Source organism: Bradyrhizobium dasycarpum, assembly GCF_042019905.1.
Lineage (GTDB): Bacteria > Pseudomonadota > Alphaproteobacteria > Rhizobiales > Xanthobacteraceae > Bradyrhizobium > Bradyrhizobium japonicum_B.
In genome coordinates, this window is record NZ_CP169574.1 from 2,733,482 (window position 1) to 2,749,319 (window position 15,838).

The 15,838-nt window shown below is 63.9% G+C and carries 11 protein-coding genes and 3 pseudogenes; 4 read left to right on the top strand and 10 right to left on the bottom strand.

Translation table 11 applies throughout. The features are described from left to right. Positions 1 to 78 precede the first annotated feature (78 nt). The 4 genes and pseudogenes from ACETMP_RS13335 to ACETMP_RS13350 form a co-directional block, all read right to left on the bottom strand. On the bottom strand, positions 79 to 534 hold the full coding sequence (locus ACETMP_RS13335) for a phasin (protein WP_375161287.1): 456 nt from the start codon (positions 532 to 534) through the stop codon (positions 79 to 81). 201 nt (positions 535 to 735) lie between these two features. Further along, positions 736 to 1,330: pseudogene (locus ACETMP_RS13340) on the bottom strand (GNAT family N-acetyltransferase). Further along, positions 1,327 to 2,410 (bottom strand): annotated as a pseudogene (locus ACETMP_RS13345) (PHA/PHB synthase family protein). Before ACETMP_RS13345 ends, ACETMP_RS13340 begins: the two co-directional pseudogenes overlap by 4 nt. After that, a complete protein-coding gene (locus ACETMP_RS13350) occupies positions 2,407 to 2,790 on the bottom strand; it encodes a hypothetical protein (protein ID WP_375161899.1) in 384 nt (127 codons plus the stop codon). The pseudogene ACETMP_RS13345 and the gene ACETMP_RS13350 overlap by 4 nt, the downstream one beginning before the upstream one ends. Positions 2,791 to 2,949: 159 nt before the next feature. On the opposite strand from ACETMP_RS13350, the gene ACETMP_RS13355 reads away from it, so the two are divergent. Beyond that, the gene (locus ACETMP_RS13355; protein WP_375161288.1) at positions 2,950 to 3,864 is read left to right on the top strand and encodes an alpha/beta fold hydrolase; all 915 of its coding nucleotides are present in this window, start codon (positions 2,950 to 2,952) and stop codon (positions 3,862 to 3,864) included. Between the two features lie 130 nt (positions 3,865 to 3,994). On the opposite strand, the gene ACETMP_RS13360 is transcribed toward ACETMP_RS13355, so the two are convergent. The 6 genes and pseudogenes from ACETMP_RS13360 to ACETMP_RS13385 form a co-directional block, all read right to left on the bottom strand. After that, positions 3,995 to 4,669 (bottom strand): spermidine synthase, encoded by a 675-nt coding sequence (locus ACETMP_RS13360; RefSeq protein WP_375161289.1) that lies wholly within the window; start codon positions 4,667 to 4,669, stop codon positions 3,995 to 3,997. A 143-nt stretch (positions 4,670 to 4,812) separates the two neighbouring features. Further along, positions 4,813 to 8,046 carry a bifunctional cytochrome P450/NADPH--P450 reductase gene (locus ACETMP_RS13365; protein ID WP_375161290.1) on the bottom strand — a complete coding sequence of 1,078 codons (3,234 nt, stop codon included), beginning with the start codon at positions 8,044 to 8,046 and terminating at the stop codon, positions 4,813 to 4,815. Positions 8,047 to 8,197: 151 nt separating this feature from the next. Further along, positions 8,198 to 9,193, bottom strand: a complete 996-nt coding sequence (locus ACETMP_RS13370) for an alpha/beta fold hydrolase (RefSeq protein ID WP_375161291.1) — start codon at positions 9,191 to 9,193, stop codon at positions 8,198 to 8,200. 10 nt (positions 9,194 to 9,203) lie between these two features. After that, the gene (locus tag ACETMP_RS13375; protein WP_375161292.1) at positions 9,204 to 10,754 is read right to left on the bottom strand and encodes a wax ester/triacylglycerol synthase family O-acyltransferase; all 1,551 of its coding nucleotides are present in this window, start codon (positions 10,752 to 10,754) and stop codon (positions 9,204 to 9,206) included. A gap of 48 nt (positions 10,755 to 10,802) precedes the next feature. Next, positions 10,803 to 11,602: pseudogene (locus ACETMP_RS13380) on the bottom strand (esterase/lipase family protein). Beyond that, positions 11,602 to 11,859: a DUF6489 family protein gene (locus tag ACETMP_RS13385; RefSeq protein WP_028135213.1), complete on the bottom strand. Its 258-nt coding sequence runs from the start codon at positions 11,857 to 11,859 to the stop codon at positions 11,602 to 11,604. The pseudogene ACETMP_RS13380 and the gene ACETMP_RS13385 overlap by 1 nt, the downstream one beginning before the upstream one ends. A gap of 304 nt (positions 11,860 to 12,163) precedes the next feature. Between ACETMP_RS13385 and ACETMP_RS13390 the strand changes: the two genes are divergently transcribed. The 3 genes from ACETMP_RS13390 to ACETMP_RS13400 all read left to right on the top strand — a co-directional run bounded on the left by ACETMP_RS13390 (position 12,164) and on the right by ACETMP_RS13400 (position 15,825). Then, positions 12,164 to 13,759 carry an ABC transporter substrate-binding protein gene (locus tag ACETMP_RS13390; RefSeq protein ID WP_375161293.1) on the top strand — a complete coding sequence of 532 codons (1,596 nt, stop codon included), beginning with the start codon at positions 12,164 to 12,166 and terminating at the stop codon, positions 13,757 to 13,759. A 102-nt stretch (positions 13,760 to 13,861) separates the two neighbouring features. Continuing rightward, positions 13,862 to 14,842 (top strand): ABC transporter permease, encoded by a 981-nt coding sequence (locus ACETMP_RS13395; protein WP_375161294.1) that lies wholly within the window; start codon positions 13,862 to 13,864, stop codon positions 14,840 to 14,842. Positions 14,843 to 14,853: 11 nt separating this feature from the next. Further along, the gene (locus ACETMP_RS13400) at positions 14,854 to 15,825 is read left to right on the top strand and encodes an ABC transporter permease (RefSeq protein ID WP_375161295.1); all 972 of its coding nucleotides are present in this window, start codon (positions 14,854 to 14,856) and stop codon (positions 15,823 to 15,825) included. Positions 15,826 to 15,838 lie beyond the last annotated feature (13 nt).

Below are 15,838 nucleotides of genomic sequence, written 5' to 3' on the forward strand. Positions count from 1 at the left end.
ACGGTGGAAGCAGCGCAATCACAAACAAAAGGCCCGCCGAAGCGGGCCTCAAATTCAGTTTCTGCTCAGGGCGCCGGATCAGGCGGTCTTGTTGTAGACCTTGGCAAAGTTGTCCTGAGCGGACTTCGCACCGTTGGCAGCGAGCTTGCCGAAATAGTCGGCGGTCGCCTTGGCACGCGAGACGAACACTTCGCCGCGCGAGCGGAGCAGGCCCGACTGGATCTCGAGGGCCTCGCTGAACGACTTGGCGGAGGCGAGCTTGTCGATGCTCGAGAGGAACGCCTCGGCGTCCTCGTAGATCGCCTGCTGGATGTTGCGACTGATCTTGCCGGCTTCCGTGACGGATTCGGTCACCGCGTTCTCGACGGCGGCGGTCACGCGCTCGGAGCCTGCGAAAGCCTCGGCAGCACGGTCCTTGGCGGTGTTGGCAGTCTTCTTGACGAACTCGCGGGCGGCCTCGGGAACTTCCAAATTCTGGATGTTCTTGAAAGCGTCCTTGAAGCCCTCGAAAACGCTGTTGGTTTCAGTGGTCATGGGGTTCTCTCCATCCTCATTGGTCTGAGCTATGGGCTCACCCCGTCCGCGTTGGCCCGGGGCACGACTTATATGGCATAGTTAATTGTGCACTGCAATATCCATATTGCACTGCGATATCACAAGATCGTGAATAGCCGTGACCGGAGGCACCCTGATGCCTCCTTGGGCCATTGGCGCCGACCGCCTTTTTGGCGATCCCTAGTGCTGCACCGCGCCCGGCAGGCCATAGGCCTCCATCTGGGCCTGGACCTGCGCGATGTTGTGACCGAGCACGACGATGTCATGGGTCTTGCCGTCGACGTCCCGAACGTGGTCCCGCAGCAGCGCTTCGGCCTTGAAGCCAAGGCTCTCGAACACGGCGATTGCCGCCTGCTGGTCGACCGTCATCTGAACCGAAAGCTTTTCCAGGCCCGCCCCGAGTGCGAGCGCAAAGGTCTCCTGCGACAGCGCCCGCCCCACCCCCTTCCCGCGCACATCGAGCGAGACCACCATCCGGATCTCGCCGACATGGGGCGACCAGGAATGGGGATCGCGCACCAGCGTGCCGCAGCCGACGACCTTGCCGTTCTTGACCGCGAGCAGGCTCGTGATCGCGCCCCGCTCGATCTCCTTGACCCAGGCCGACAGCACCTTCGGCTCGCTGATATTGCGCGGCAGGAACAGCAAATCGTGGGTCGGCAGACCCTTGCCGAAGGCGAGCACCGCGGCCTCGTCCGCGGGCGCCATCAGACAGAATCTCGATATCGCCGGCGTCCGTCTTGACGTGACGCGGATAGGAACGCTGCTCGCTCATGTCGATCTCTTTCCCAGCCAGGAATCCAGTTTCGGCCATAGCCGCTTCACGGCGTTGGCACCCGCGACCAGCGAGACGTGGCCGCCTTTCAGGATCACCTCTTCCTTGTCCGCAGATCCGATCTTCGCGATCAGGTGCTTGGCGGCCTCATACGGCACGATGTGGTCGTGCTCGGCGACCGCATGCAGCATCGGCACCTTGATGTTCTCGAGGCTTCGCCGTGCGGCCGCCCACCGACATGGTATCGTTGAACAGCTTGTTCTCCCACATCAGGTCCTTGGTGATGGTGCGGAAATATTCGCCGGCCAGCGGCAGCGTGTCGGTCGCCCAGCGATCGAACATGCGGTAGGATTTGACGAACTCGTCGTTCCAGATGTTCTCCCAGAGCTGGATCTGGCTCACCGTGCGTGAGGCCGGGCGCAGCATCTCGAACGAAGACAGGATCATCTCCGGCGGCACGTTGCCGACGCTGTCGACGAGACGGTCGACGTCGAAATAACGGCGGTCGGAAAAGTTCGAGAACAGCTTCATCTCGCGGAAGTCGATCGGCGTGGTGAAGCAGATCAGGTTCTTCATCGGCCCGTCCTTGTGGATCGAGCCGTACAGCAGCGACAGCACACCGCCGAAGCAATAGCCGATGACGGAGACGTCCTGCTCGCCGGAATCGGCCTGCACGCGACGGACGCAATCCGGGATGAAGTCGAGGACATAATCCTCCATCCGCAGGCTCTTCTCCTCCGGCCGCGGCGCGCTCCAATCGAGCATGTAGACGTCGTATCCGCGCTTGAGCAGGAACTCGATGAAGCTCTGCCCGGGGACGAGGTCGAGGATGTAGCCGCGATTGGTGGTCGCCATCACGATCAGCACCGGCACGCGGTAGATCTCGTCCGACATCGGCCGGTAATGATAAAGGTTCATGGTGCCGCGCGAATGCAGCACGTCCTTCGGCGTCGAGCCGAGCGAAGGGCCCGAGGTCGAGAAATATTCAACGCCCTTGATGCTGCGCTGGATGGCGCGCTGCACCTCGGTCTGGATCCGCTCCGGGATGGACGCGAGATCGAGTCCCGCCGGCCCGTTCATGTCTGCTCTCCGGGCTCGGAAGGCGGGCGCTTCGTCCGTGGCGGCCGCGGGGTGCTGTCGAAGCCTTGCGTGATGCCGGAATTCGCCGCCATCCGGCTCAGCATCGTCTTGATCTCGCCGATCTGAGCCTCAACCGACTGAAGCCGTTCCGCAAGACCCGTGACCTGCTCCCGGCTCGGCAGGTTCATCGAGACGAGGTATTTCTCCATGAGTTCGCCGAGCTGCTTCTGAGCACCTGCAGCAACTCCGCCGGCGCGGTTCATCGCCTGGGAAAATTCCGGCGACGACATGGCCTGGTTGGCGAAAGAGTTGAACCCCTTCTCCATCTCGCCGACCATCTTCTGCCACATGGCAACGGGGTCGTTGGTCTTGTCGGTCATCGGCGTCCTCCTGAAAACGAGAGCTGCGATGCCCTTCTTTTGCGCCATACCACACCGTTGCGCGGTGCCGGTCAACCGGCAAGCGCACGCACTGCTCGGCACGCCGCTTCTTTGTGGCGGCAATCCGTGCGATACAACACCGATGAGCAGGAGGGATCCGTGACCACCCATCAGCCGCCCCAGACCGTCCGCGCCAACGGCATCGACATCTGCTACGAGATCTTCGGCAACGACAATGCCGAGCCGCTGCTGCTGATCATGGGTCTCGGCGCGCAGATGATCCACTGGGACGACGCGTTCTGCGAGCAGCTCGCCGCACGGGGGTTCCGCGTGATCCGCTTCGACAATCGCGATATCGGCAAGTCCAGCCATCTGACCGGCGGCAAGCGGCTGACGCCGCTCGAGCTGCTGAAGCTTCGCTTCCTCAGGATTCCCGTCGCCGCGACCTACAAGCTGATCGACATGGCGAAGGACACGGTCGGGCTGATGGATGCGCTCGGCATCAAGTCGGCGCATCTGGTCGGGGCATCCATGGGCGGCATGATCGCCCAGGAAGTGGTGCTGTCGTTTCCGCACCGCGTCCGTTCGTTGACATCGATCATGTCGACCACCGGCAATCCGCGCATCCCGCCGCCTTCGCGCGAGGCCGCCGCAATGCTGATGGCGCCGCCGCCGCGCAGCAAGGAGGAGTTCATCGTCCGCTTCGGCCAGACCTGGAAAGTGTTGCGCGCCGGACATTTTCCGGAGGAGGAAGCGCTCGATCTCGAGCGGGCCGAGCGCGTGTTCGCGCGCGGACTCAATCCGTCGGGCGTCGGCCGCCAGCTCCGCGCCGTGCTGGCGTCCGGCAGCCGGAAGGAGCGGCTGCACGCGGTGATGATACCGACACTGGTCATTCACGGCACCGTCGATCCGCTGGTCCGTCCCGAAGGCGGCAAGGATACGGCGGCGTCGATCCCGAACGCCAAATTGTTGATGATCGAAGGCATGGGCCACGCGCTGCCGATGCGATTTTGGCCGGAGATCATCGACGCCATCGACAAGCACGCGCATGGCGCGGCGGCGCAGGCGGCCTAAAGCGGCGGCGACGTCAGCTCTTCAAGCTGAAGAACCAGCCCAGCAAACACAAATCGTAGGGTGGGCAAAAGCGCGCCTCTTCGCGCGCTGTGCCCACCACAAGTGGTGGGCACGCTTCGCTTTGCCCACCCTACCGTATCTTGGCAATCCAGATCACGTGGCGTGCACCGCCGCCCCTGCCGGTCGCGCGAACATTGACTTCGTTGACATCGAAGCCGGCGGTGCGGAGACGCCTGGTGAAGGCGGGGTTGGGTCCCGACGACCAGACCGCGAGCACGCCGCCCGGGCGTAGCGCCGTCTTCGCTGCCGCGAGCCCGCTCGCGCCATAGAGCGCGTCATTGCCCTTGCGGGTCAGCCCTTCCGGCCCATTGTCGACGTCGAGCAGGATGGCGTCGAAGGCCGACCGCTGCGCGCGGATGATTTCGCCGACGTCGATTTCCCGGATCTTCACCCTGGCATCATCAAGGCTGTCGCCGAAGACCTCCGCCATCGGACCTCTCGCCCAGGCCACCACCGCCGGCACCAGTTCGGACACCACGATCTTCGCCTTGGGCCCGAGCACGGCGAGCGCCGCACGCAGCGTAAAGCCCATACCGAGCCCGCCGATCAGGACGACCGGCTTGGCGACCTTCTCGATCTGCTTCGCCGCAAGCGTTGCGAGCGCGGCTTCCGAGCCGGACAAGCGATTGTTCATCAGCTCGTTGGTGCCGAGCTTGATCGAAAACTCCTTGCCACGCCGCATCAGCCGGAGCTCCTCGTCGGAGCCGGGGATTCTTGCGGTGTCGATCTTTTCCCAGGGAATCATGGGCGAGCTTTAGCATGATCAGCATTCGTAGGGTGGGTTAGCTCGCGGCTGCGCGAAGCGCAGTCCGCCAGCGTAACCCACCTCTTTGGCGTTCCGCTCGGACAGAATTGGTGGATTACGCTTCGCTAGTCCACCCTACAGGTCTACCCACCCGCCCAGACGTCGAGCACATAGCGGTTCTTCGTGCCCACCTCCTCGATCCACCGTGCGCTTGCGGCCGCATCGCTGCCGCTCTTCTCGCGGTGGATCGCGACCAGCGCCGCCTTCACGTCGGGCTCCATCTTGCTGCCGTCGCCGCAGACATAGATGATCGCACCCTGCTCGATCAGGGGCCAGACCTTGTCCTTCTGTGCGGCCAGCACGTGTTGCACATAGGTCTTCGGTCCCTCGCTCCGCGAGAACGCCGTGAACAGCTCGGTGATGCCGCTGGCAGCCAGCGCCTTCAGTTCCTCCGCGTAGAGAAAATCCTGATCGGGATGCCGGCAGCCGAAGAACAGCATCGCCGGACCGAGCGTGGCTCCCTTCGCCTTGCGCGCGGCGCGCTCCTGCAGGAAGCCGCGGAACGGCGCGAGGCCCGTGCCCGGGCCGATCATGATAACCGGTACCGACGGATCCTCGGGAAGCCGGAAGCCGGCCTTGGTCTCGCGCACGATGGCGTAGATCACGTCGCCGACGCGGCGATTGGCGAGATAGTTCGAGCAGATGCCCTTGTAGACCCCGCGACCTGAGGCGGCCGGCCCTTCAACCACGCCGACCGTGATGCTGCAACGCGCGGGATCGACCGACGGCGAGGACGAGATCGAATAATAGCGCGGTGCCAGCAGCGAGAGCATCTCCAGATAGACGTGGAACGGCAATTCGCAGGCCGGATATTCGAGCAACAAGTCGAACACCGATTTGCGCTTGGCGAGAATCTCGGCGCGGTAACGCTCGAGCGGCTCCGCCTCCTCGCCGACGAAGCCCAGCAGCTTCGGCTTGGTCACGGGGCATCGGGTGTGCTCCGCCATGATCTGGATCTGCTTGCGGGTCGCGACCTGCTGCAGCTCGACGAACTCGCTGAGCAGGCGGCCGACCGACACGGCCTCGCCGACCGGCAATTGGGCGCGGCGCCCCTCGGCAACCTGCAGCCTGATCTGGTCGGCGGGCAGGAAACCGAAGCGACGGGCCACCGAATCCACCAGCGTCGGATCATTGCGCGGGACGACACTGAGGTGATCGCCGACCCGGTAACTGACATTGGCGGGCAGCTGAACCTCGATGTGGCGCGTCGAGCGCTCCGACGGATTGGCCCCGCTCTTGTTCTGAAGCTCGTCGTTGGCGAGGACCTTCATCGCCACCGCGCCGCCCTGCGCAACGATGGAGTTGACGGCGGTGACCGCGACCGGCTCGATCGCATAGAGCGGATCGTCCTCCGCGGTGCGAGTGAAATTCCAGTCGATGCCGAATTCCTTGGTCGCGACCTGCGCGGCAGCCGGGAACCATTTCTGGAACTGGCCGTCGAGATCGCTGCGCGCATCGCCCTCGCCGCGCGGATAGACCGCACGCGCGCCATGCTTCGACAATTGCTCGTCGATAAAGCGCGGCACCGATTGATAGGTCGCCGCCCAATCGCTGTTGCCGCAGCCGAACACGGCGTAACGCACGCCGGCGAAGGCATCCTTCGGCAAATCGCCGCCAAGCCATTTGACGAACTGCGTCGCGTTGTCAGGCGGCGCGCCGTTGTAGGAGGCGCAGATGATCAGCACGCCGCCCTGCTGCGGCAGCTTGCCGACGTAATCGTCGAGCGGGCCGAGATGCACGGCAAAACCGTTGATCTCCGCAAGGTCGGCCATGCGCGTCGCCAGCTCCTCGGCGGTGCCGAGATTGGAGCCGTAAAGCACCAGCATCGGCGTGTTGTGGCCGGGCCGGGCCGTCGGCCGGCGCGCGGCCTTCGGCGCCGAACCGGCGGCCGCAATCGGTCCGCCATAAGCACCGCGCTCGCGATCGGCGCGCGGACGCACCTTGATCTTGAAGCCCTCCGGCTTGATCGTCAGCGTCTCCTTCAGATGCATCTGGTAGCGCTGGTGGTCGATCAGCTTGAAGCGCTGCAGGATCATGCCGAGCGCCAGCGCGGCCTCGTGCATGGCAAAGCCGCGGCCGATGCAGGCGCGCTGGCCGTTGCCGAACGGCTTCCAGGCGTTGATCGGCCGCTTCGCCTCCGCCTCACGGCTGAAATTCTCGGGATCGAAGGCATCGGGATTCGGACCCCAGACGGAGGGATCGCGATGCAGCGCGGTCACCAGGATCGTGGTGAACGTGCCCTTCCGAAGCTTGTACTTGCCGCCGATCGTCTCGTCGTTCAGCGGCGAGATGCCATAGGCCGGCGCCGGCGGCCACAGCCGCAGCGCCTCCTTCAGGATCTGCGTGATGTAGGTGAGCTGCGTCACCTGCTGATAGGTCGGCTTCACATTGACGTCGGGACCGAAGACGCGATCGACCTCGTCATAGGCCTTCTTGAGGATCTCGGGGTGCTTGAGCAGCGCATAAAGCGTGTAGGACAACAGACCGCTGGTCGTCTCGTGGCCCGCGATCAGGAACGTGTTGATCTGGTAGCGGATGTTGACGTCGTCGAGCTGTTCGCCGGTTGCGCGGTCGACGCCGGTCATCATCGCCGCGAGCATGTCCTTCTTGTCGTCGATCCCTTCTGAGCTCTTGCGGCGTCCGGCGATGATCTCGTCGACCATCTTGTTCATGAAGGCGACGTCTTCGGCGAGCGTCTTGCGCCGCTTCTGCATCCAGAGCTGCTCGAACGGCAAGCCGCGCGTCATCATGATGGTTTCGAGCGAGCGCACCAGCGACTCGACGAAGGGGTGGTAGTCGCGTCGGTAGAACGAATTGAAGCGATAGTCGAAGCCGCACAGGCCGATCGTGTCCAGGGTCAGCGCGGTCATGTCGTGCACGACGTCGATCTCGTCGTCGGCGTTGAGCCGCTCCCATTTCTGCACCAGCTGCTCGGCGATATCGACCATGCTGCCGTGATAGGACTGCATGGCGCGGTTGCCGAAGGGCTGAAGCAGGATGTTGTGCGCCTTGCTCCAGTTCGGCTCCTTGGTATCGGCCGTGAACAGGCCATCGCCGCCGACCGCGCGCACGCGCCGCAGCGCACCTCGCACCGTCTTGTCGAAGCGCTTCTCATCGGAAAGCTCGTCGACGAGGTCGTGGCCTGAGACCACCACGATCGGCGAGCCCATCATGTCGAGCCAGAAGATCGGGCCGAGCTCCTTGGCGAGCCGTGTCAAATGCTGCACGGGCGCAGCCGAATCCAGCGACAGCATGTTGCCGACCACGGGCTTGGTCGGCGGATGCGGGATCGGGTCCAGACGATTCGTGGATGACATTAAGTGCGCTTCCCCCTATTGCCGTCATTCCGGGGCGATGCGCAGCATCGAACCCGGAATCTCGAGATTCCGGGTCCGGTCCTCTGGGTCGCTTCGCGATCCCTTCGGACCGTCCCGGAATGACGTCTCATTTACATCGACGACTGCGTCGTTACCCGAACCGCCTTCTACGCCATTCGATCAGCTTGGCGCTGACCTCTTCCGGCTTCTCCTGCTGCGTCCAATGGCCGCTGTCCTTCACCAGATACTTCTCGAGATCGCCGATCAGCTTCTCCATGCCGTCGGCCGCCGACGGCGGCAGCACCGCATCGTTCTCGGCCATGATCATCAGCGACGGCACATGGATGTGATGATCCAGTCCCTTCGCGCGTTCCCAGTTGCGGGTGAAGTTGCGATACCAGTTGATGCCGCCGGTGAAGCCGGTCCTCGTAAACGTGTCGACGAACACCTTCTTCTCATCGGTCGACAGGATCGGCGTTCGCGGATCGACCTTGGCATCGTAGGCCGCGATCATCTGCGGGAAGGCCAGATTGGTTTTTGCCGCGGCGCCGACGCCTGCGATCGGCGGCTCATCCGGCTTCGCAGCAGGCCGCCCCAGCGGCTTGCGCATGAAGGCGTCGAAAGTCTGCTCGACCCGGCTGCCGAAAATCCTGTCCGGCTCGCGCGCGGGATCCTGGAACTGGACGATATACATCTGATCGCCGAAGCGCTGGCGAAACAGCGCGATGGGATCGATCGGCGCGCGGTCCCAATGCGGGGTGTTGACCCCGACCACACCGGCGACGCGCGAAGGGTGCCGCAAAGGCATCTGCCAGACGACGAAGCCGCCCCAGTCGTGACCGACGAAGATCGCCTTGTCGATCCCGAGATGATCGAGCAGGCCGACGAGATCGCCGGTCAAATGCTCCATGTCATAGTCCTCGACCGGCTCGGGCCGGTCGGTCGCGCCATAGCCGCGCTGGTCCGGGGCGATTACCCGGATGCCGGCCTCGCTCAGCGCCTTGATCTGGTGGCGCCAGGAGAAGGCGAGCTCGGGCCAGCCGTGGCACAGCACGACCGGCGGCTTGTCGTCGGCCGGGCCAGCCTCGTAATAGCCCATGCGGATTCCGTTCGTCGTCGCGAACTGGAGCGGCGGCATTTCGATCATTGCAACATTCCTACTCGGCAGCACCCTTGATGTCCGCCGCCGGTGGCGCGTAGGCAGCCTCCAGCGCGGCGAACTCCTCTGGCAGCATGTCGCACATCACCTGCACGTGCGGAATGATGTTGGCGCCGACGATGAAGCCGAAATCGAGCTGGTCGCGGTAGCTCTGAACGGTGATGTTGAGCGCCTGCCCGTGCGTCGAGATCGACACCGGGAAGATGTGCAGCAACTCGGCCCCCGCGGCATAGAGCGTCTGCCGCGGTCCCGGCACGTTGGACACCGTGATGTTGGCGGCCGGCGGCAGCACGTCCGAGAGGTTCGAGCGGCTGTAGAGCAAGGCCAGGATCTGCACCATGATCGGCGCGCCCAGCATCGAGATGTTGGAGACCTGAGGCATCAGCGCGCGCAGCGGATGCGACATCTCCTTGGATTTGGTCGACTGCGCGATGATGGCCTCGAGCCGCGCCTTGGGATCGTCGATGTTGGTCGCGATCGCGCAGATCATGCCGAACACCTGGTTGTTGGCCTCGGTGTTGCCTTCCTCGCGCAGCGAGATCGGCACCGCCGCCGTCAGCGATTTCGCCGGCAGCGTGCCATATTGAAGGAGATAGCGGCGAACCACGCCCGAGGCCAGCGCCAGCACGACGTCGTTGAGCTTGCCGCCGGCCTGCTTGGCCAGCGCCTTCGCCCGCGACAGCGGGATCGACACGCCGGCGAAGCTGCGCTCCGACGAGATGGTCTTGTTGAGCATGGTCGGCGGCGACACCATGCTGGCGAGGCTTTCGCGCGACTTGGGATCGGCGACCTTGCCGAGCACGTCGGACACGCTCTTGAGCACGGTCGGGATGTTGCCGGCAAAGCGTACCGCGCTCTCGATCTGGTACATCGCGTTGTCGAACAGGATCGAGCCGATGTCGCTCTTGCCGGTGCGCGGCAGCTGAAGGTTCTTCGCAGCCTGCGAAGCATCCAGCGGCTGGCTGAACAGCTGCTGATAGGAATCCAGCAGGTTCGCGGCGATGTCGCGCGGCTCCTGCCCCGGCTTGCTTCCAGCCGTCGGCGGCTCGACCTTCCGCGGGATCGGGGAGATGTCGTAGATCATGTTGGTCAACGCCGCGCCAGCGCCGCCGTCGATCGCGGCATGGTGCATCTTGGAATAGAGCCCGACCTCGTTGTCCTTCATGCCCTCGAACACGTAGAACTCCCAGAGCGGGCGGGCGCGATTCAAAAGCTTGGCATGCATCCAACCGACGATGCGCTCGAGCGTGGCGCGGTCGCGCGGCTGCGGCAGGCTGGCGCGGAAGATGTGACGATCGATGTCGAACTGGTCGTCCTCGACCCAGGAGGGATGGTCGATGTCGAGCGGCGCCTTCTCCAGCCGCGCCTTCAGGATCGGCGCGATGTGCAGCCGCGAGACGATCATCGCCTTGAAGTCTTCGAAGAAGTCGCCCTTGTAGTCGTCGGGTAGGCGGAAGATCGCCATGCTGCCGACATGCATCGGCATTTCCGGCGTTTCCAGATAGAGAAACGACGCGTCCAGCGACGACAGCTTCTTACCGTCAGCCATAATTCCCTCCCGCAACGATTTGACGGGCGCCTTAGCCGGCGCTTCTCGTCAGGCCGATATTGCCTGTTCCGGCGGGGCATATGCAATGGCAAACGGCCCTGCCCGGTCAAATGGGGAGAATTCCCCCTCCGGTTGGGCCAGACGGTCGGCCACCGCCCACAGCGCCGCAGGATTCACCCCGAGCCCGATATGGCTCGCCAGGTGCACCTCGATGTTTTCGGCACGGTCGGAGGGACGCAACAAGCAGGTCCGCCAGTTAACCACACCGTCGGCCCGCGAATAGATCGAGGTTGTCGGCACCGGCAGATCGCCGGCGATCGCCTCGCGCGCTTCCGCAAAATCCTCGACGCGCTCGCCGGACAGCGCCTCGTAGAGCCGCGTGGCGTTGGTCGCCCGCACGTCATTGGCGAAAGGGCTGCCGAGCGTAATGACGTAGCGAACCATGTCGGGCGCCCAAAGCGAGAGATCGCGGGCATAGACGCCGCCGAGACTCCACCCGACCAGGCTGACCTTGCGCCCGCTCGCGGCATGAATCTCGGCAAGTCGGGCGCGCAGCGCGTCCGCATCCGGCCCAGCCCGCCGAGATTGCGGCCCATCCGCCAGGCATGCGTCTCGTAGCCGAGCTCGCTGAGATAGCGCCGCATCGGCGCCATCGAGAGGTCGCTGGCGAGAAAGCCCGGCAGCGCCAGCACGGGATGGCCGTCGCCCCGCGGCGCCCGCATCAGGAGCGGCGACAGCAAGAGGCTTGCATTGAGCTCGAGCAGGCCACGGGCTTCTGCGAGCAACAGGGCGAGACCCGGCGGACGAAGCCGGCCTCTCTCCTGCGCCCCCTCCTGCCCGGACGACACTATTTTTTCTTGTCGCTGCTGCGCGTGCCGCCGAGGCCGGCCATCGTGACGAACATATCCTGAAACCGCTCGGCGATCTTCGGATCGAACGTGAACCAGCTCTGGATCAGCGATTCCGGCGAGACCTTCTCGATGTTGCTGAGCACCTGCTGCTGCAGCTTGTCCATCACCGCCGTCTGCATCGGCCCCACGTCGGGCAGACCGAAGAACTGGCGAGCCTCGAGGGGGGTGCAGTCGATTTCGATGTTTACTTTCATGTCCCCTCCGGATGAGATTCGAGCGACCTGTCGGAGTATCGCCGCGAGTTGTGCTGCGACGCAAGCGACCTGACGCAGGCTCGGCGCGAGCCGTGCCGCAATCGGCCGGTATGGTCAACCAAAGTCGAAAGAAGCGATCTTCCATGCCGGGCGGCATGGTCTGCATTGCTGCACAGCGGCGCAACTTGGCGCGTTCCTTGCTGGAATGGCGCTTGCACCGGTCGAGAACTCTGGGCAACATGGATCAATCAGCCCCGCCGAACAATCAAAAATCATCGGCATGGCAGAGTGGAGAGGGTCAAGAATGTCACTAGGTCGAAGTCTGTTTGCGACGACGCTCGCCGGTACGCTTGCGTTGGCGGTCACGCCGGCGTCGAGCCAAACGCTCCGTTATGCCAACCAGGGTGACCTGAAGTCCCTTGATCCCTACACGCTCAACGAGAGCACGACCCACGCGCATCTCGGTCACGTCTACCAGGGCCTCACCGCGCGCGACAAGGACCTCAAGATCATTCCCGCGCTGGCGGAGAGCTGGGAAACTCCAGAGCCGACCCGATGGCGCTTCCATTTGCGCAAGGGCGTGAAGTTCCACAACGGCGACCCCTTCACCGCCGACGACGTCGTGTTCTCGGCCGATCGCGTCCGCAAGAAGGGGTCCAACATGCAGACCCGTCTTGCGCCCGACGTCAAGGTCGTCAAGGTCGACGACTACACCGTCGACTTCGTCCTGCCCTCCCCCAATCCCATCCTGCACAATTCGTGGGATGTCTGGTACATCATGGACAAGAAATGGGCCGAGGCGAACAACGTCGTCGATCCGACGCCGGTGGCGGCGACCACGCCCAGCTACGCCTCGCTGCACGAGAACGGCACCGGTCCCTTCATCATCGAAAGCCATCAGCCCGGCGTGAAGACGGTGTTCAAGGCCAATCCCAATTACTGGGGCAAGGTGGAAGGTAACCTGAAGGAGATCGTCTTCACCCCGATTTCCTCCGACGCCACCCGCGTCGCCGCACTGCTCTCCGGCGAAGTCGACGTCATCGAGCCGGTGCCGATCCAGGACATCTCCCGCGTCGATTCCAGCCCGAACGCCCAGGTGCTGAAGGGGCCGGAGCTGCGCACCATCTTCATCGGCTTCGACCAGACGCGCGATGAGCTGCTCTACTCCAACATCAAAGGCAAGAACCCGTTCAAGGACGCCCGAGTCCGCGAAGCCTTCTACAAGGCGATCGACATCGAGCTGATCAAGACGCGCGTGATGCGCGGACTGTCGACGCCGTCGGCGCTGATGATCGCGCCGGAACTGTTTGCGCTGTCCAAGGAGTTCACGCGGCCGAAATTCGATCCTGACGGCGCCAAGAAGCTCCTGACCGAAGCGGGCTATCCCGACGGCTTCGAGGTCACGATGGATTGCCCGAACGATCGCTACGTCAACGACGCCGCGATCTGCCAGGCCGTCGTCGGCATGCTCGCCCGCATCGGCGTCAAGATCAATCTCCTGGCGCAGCCGAAGGCGCAGTACTTCGCCAAGGTGCTCAAGCAAGGCGGCTACCAGACTTCGTTCTACCTCTTGGGCTGGACGCCGAGCACGATGGACTCGCACAACGTGCTGTACGACATCATGGGCTGCCGCGACGATGCGAAATCCTCGCGCGGCGAGGCCAATCTCGGCGGTTATTGCAACAAGGAATTCGACGCCATCACCGACAAGGTGCTGGTGGAGACCGACACCGCCAAGCGCAACCAGCTGATCAAGCAGGCCTACGACATCAGCATCAAGGACTGGGCCTACATTCCGCTGCATCAGCAGGCACTGGCCTGGGGCGTATCGAAGAAGGTCAACCTGCCGCAGCGCGCCGACAATCTGGTCATGTTCCACTGGGCGACCAAGAAGGAATAGCGTCAGTCGAACACGAGGTCCCGGCGCACCAGGCGGCCGGGACCTTTCCTTTTTCCGGCTGACGAAGTCGTCGGCCGCACGCACCCAAGGATAGTGGAAGGCATGCTCGCTTTCACGCTTCGCCGCGCCGTTCAGGCCATCGGCGTCATGTTCGCCGTGGGCATCATCGCCTTCTCGATGTTCCGTTTCGCCGGCGACCCCGTCAACCAGATCGTCTCGATCGACACATCGGCGGCCGAACGCGAAATCGTGCGTAAATCGCTCGGGCTCGACGATCCCGTGCCGGTGCAGTTCGTGCGCTACTTCGCCGATGCCGCGCAGTTCAAGTTCGGCGTCTCCTATCAGTTCCGGCAGCCGGTCTCGACTTTGTTGATGGAGCGGATGCCCGCCACGCTGGAACTTGCGATCTGCGCCACCGTCTTTGCAATGGTGTTCGGGATTCTGATGGGGGTCTATTCGGCGCTCCGGCGCGACACCATGCTGGCCAAGCTGTTCCAGGCGGTTTCGCTTGTCGGCATCTCGTTGCCGACTTTCCTGATCGGCATTCTGCTGATCTACCTGTTCGCCGTGACATTGGGCTGGTTGCCCTCGTTCGGCCGCGGCGAGGTGGTCAAGCTCGGCTGGTGGAGCACGGGCCTGCTCACGCTGTCGGGATTGAAGGCATTGATCATGCCCTCGATCACCCTCGGCCTGTTCCAGATGACCTTGATCATGCGGCTGGTGCGGGCGGAGATGCTGGAGGTGCTGCGAACCGACTATATCCGCTTCGCCCGTGCCCGGGGGTTGACCACCCGCGCCATCCATTTCGGCCACGCGCTGAAGAACACGCTGATTCCCGTGATCACGGTGGCCGGACTCCAGTTTGGCTCGGTTATTGCATTTTCGATCATCACCGAAACCGTGTTCCAATGGCCGGGCATGGGACTTCTGTTCGTGCAGGCCGTGCAAAACGTCGACATCCCGATCATGGCCGCCTACCTGCTGATGGTTTCGCTGATCTTCGTCACCATCAACCTGGTGGTCGACATCCTCTACTCCGTGGTCGATCCGCGCCTCCGCGCGACCGTCGGCCGCGCCTCATAAGGCAGCCCTGCATGTCCGACGCAGTCGCCTCCAATCCCGACGAGCAGAGCACGCCGCCCGCCCACGTCGGCCGCAGCTGGCTGAGCCGCGCGCTCGACAGCGACATCTTCTATTCGTTTCGCCGTTCCAAGCTGACCATGGTGGCGGCGGCCATCACCGTGCTGTTCTTCCTGCTCGCGATCTTCGCATCCGCCCTCGCGGTGCAGAACCCGTTCGATCCGGCGCAGCTCCAGTTGATGAACTCGCGCATCTCGCCGCTCTGGACCGCCGACGGCCAGAGCCCGTTCCTGCTCGGCACCGACGAGCAGGGCCGCGACGTCTTCTCCGCCATCCTCTACGGGATGCGCATCTCGCTCGCGGTGGGCGTCGCCGGCGTGATCTTCGCCGGCGCGCTCGGCATCGCGCTCGGCCTGATCGCCGGCTATTTCGGCGGCGCGGTCGACGGCGTGATCATGCGGATCGCCGACGTGCAGCTCACCTTTCCCGCCATTCTGATCGCGCTGCTGGTCAATGGCATCGCCAAATCCATCTTCGGCAACCGGCTGGATGCCACCAGCATGCTCGTGGTGCTGGTGATCTCGATCGGCCTGAGTTTCTGGGTGGGCTATGCCCGAACGGTGCGCGGCTCCGTGATGGTCGAGAAGAACAAGGATTACGTGGCTGCCGCGCAGCTGATCGGCCTGCCGGCGCCGACGATCATGCTGCGCCACGTGCTGCCCAACACAATGGGACCGATCCTGGTCATCGCCACCATCAACCTGGCGCTCGCCATCATCACCGAGGCGACGCTGTCCTTCCTGGGCGTCGGCCTGCCCGACACGATGCCGTCGCTCGGCACGCTGATCCGCATCGGTAACAATTACCTGTTCGCCGGCGAATGGTGGATTGTCGCCTTCCCGGGCCTGGCGCTCGCCGGGCTGATCCTGTCGATCAATTTGCTGGGCGACTGGCTGCGCGACGCGCTCAATCCGAAACTCCGATGAGCAACACTTCGAT

What these genes read in the sequence shown, in the direction of transcription:
- ACETMP_RS13335 (WP_375161287.1), bottom strand. Translation starts at nt 534, where the DNA reads ATGACCACTGAAACCAACAGCGTTTTCGAGGGCTTCAAGGACGCTTTC.
- ACETMP_RS13350 (WP_375161899.1), bottom strand. Translation starts at nt 2,790, where the DNA reads ATGACCGACAAGACCAACGACCCCGTTGCCATGTGGCAGAAGATGGTC.
- ACETMP_RS13360 (WP_375161289.1), bottom strand. Translation starts at nt 4,669, where the DNA reads ATGATTCCCTGGGAAAAGATCGACACCGCAAGAATCCCCGGCTCCGAC.
- ACETMP_RS13365 (WP_375161290.1), bottom strand. Translation starts at nt 8,046, where the DNA reads ATGTCATCCACGAATCGTCTGGACCCGATCCCGCATCCGCCGACCAAG.
- ACETMP_RS13370 (WP_375161291.1), bottom strand. Translation starts at nt 9,193, where the DNA reads ATGATCGAAATGCCGCCGCTCCAGTTCGCGACGACGAACGGAATCCGC.
- ACETMP_RS13375 (WP_375161292.1), bottom strand. Translation starts at nt 10,754, where the DNA reads ATGGCTGACGGTAAGAAGCTGTCGTCGCTGGACGCGTCGTTTCTCTAT.
- ACETMP_RS13385 (WP_028135213.1), bottom strand. Translation starts at nt 11,859, where the DNA reads ATGAAAGTAAACATCGAAATCGACTGCACCCCCCTCGAGGCTCGCCAG.
- ACETMP_RS13390 (WP_375161293.1), top strand. Translation starts at nt 12,164, where the DNA reads ATGTCACTAGGTCGAAGTCTGTTTGCGACGACGCTCGCCGGTACGCTT.
- ACETMP_RS13395 (WP_375161294.1), top strand. Translation starts at nt 13,862, where the DNA reads ATGCTCGCTTTCACGCTTCGCCGCGCCGTTCAGGCCATCGGCGTCATG.
- ACETMP_RS13400 (WP_375161295.1), top strand. Translation starts at nt 14,854, where the DNA reads ATGTCCGACGCAGTCGCCTCCAATCCCGACGAGCAGAGCACGCCGCCC.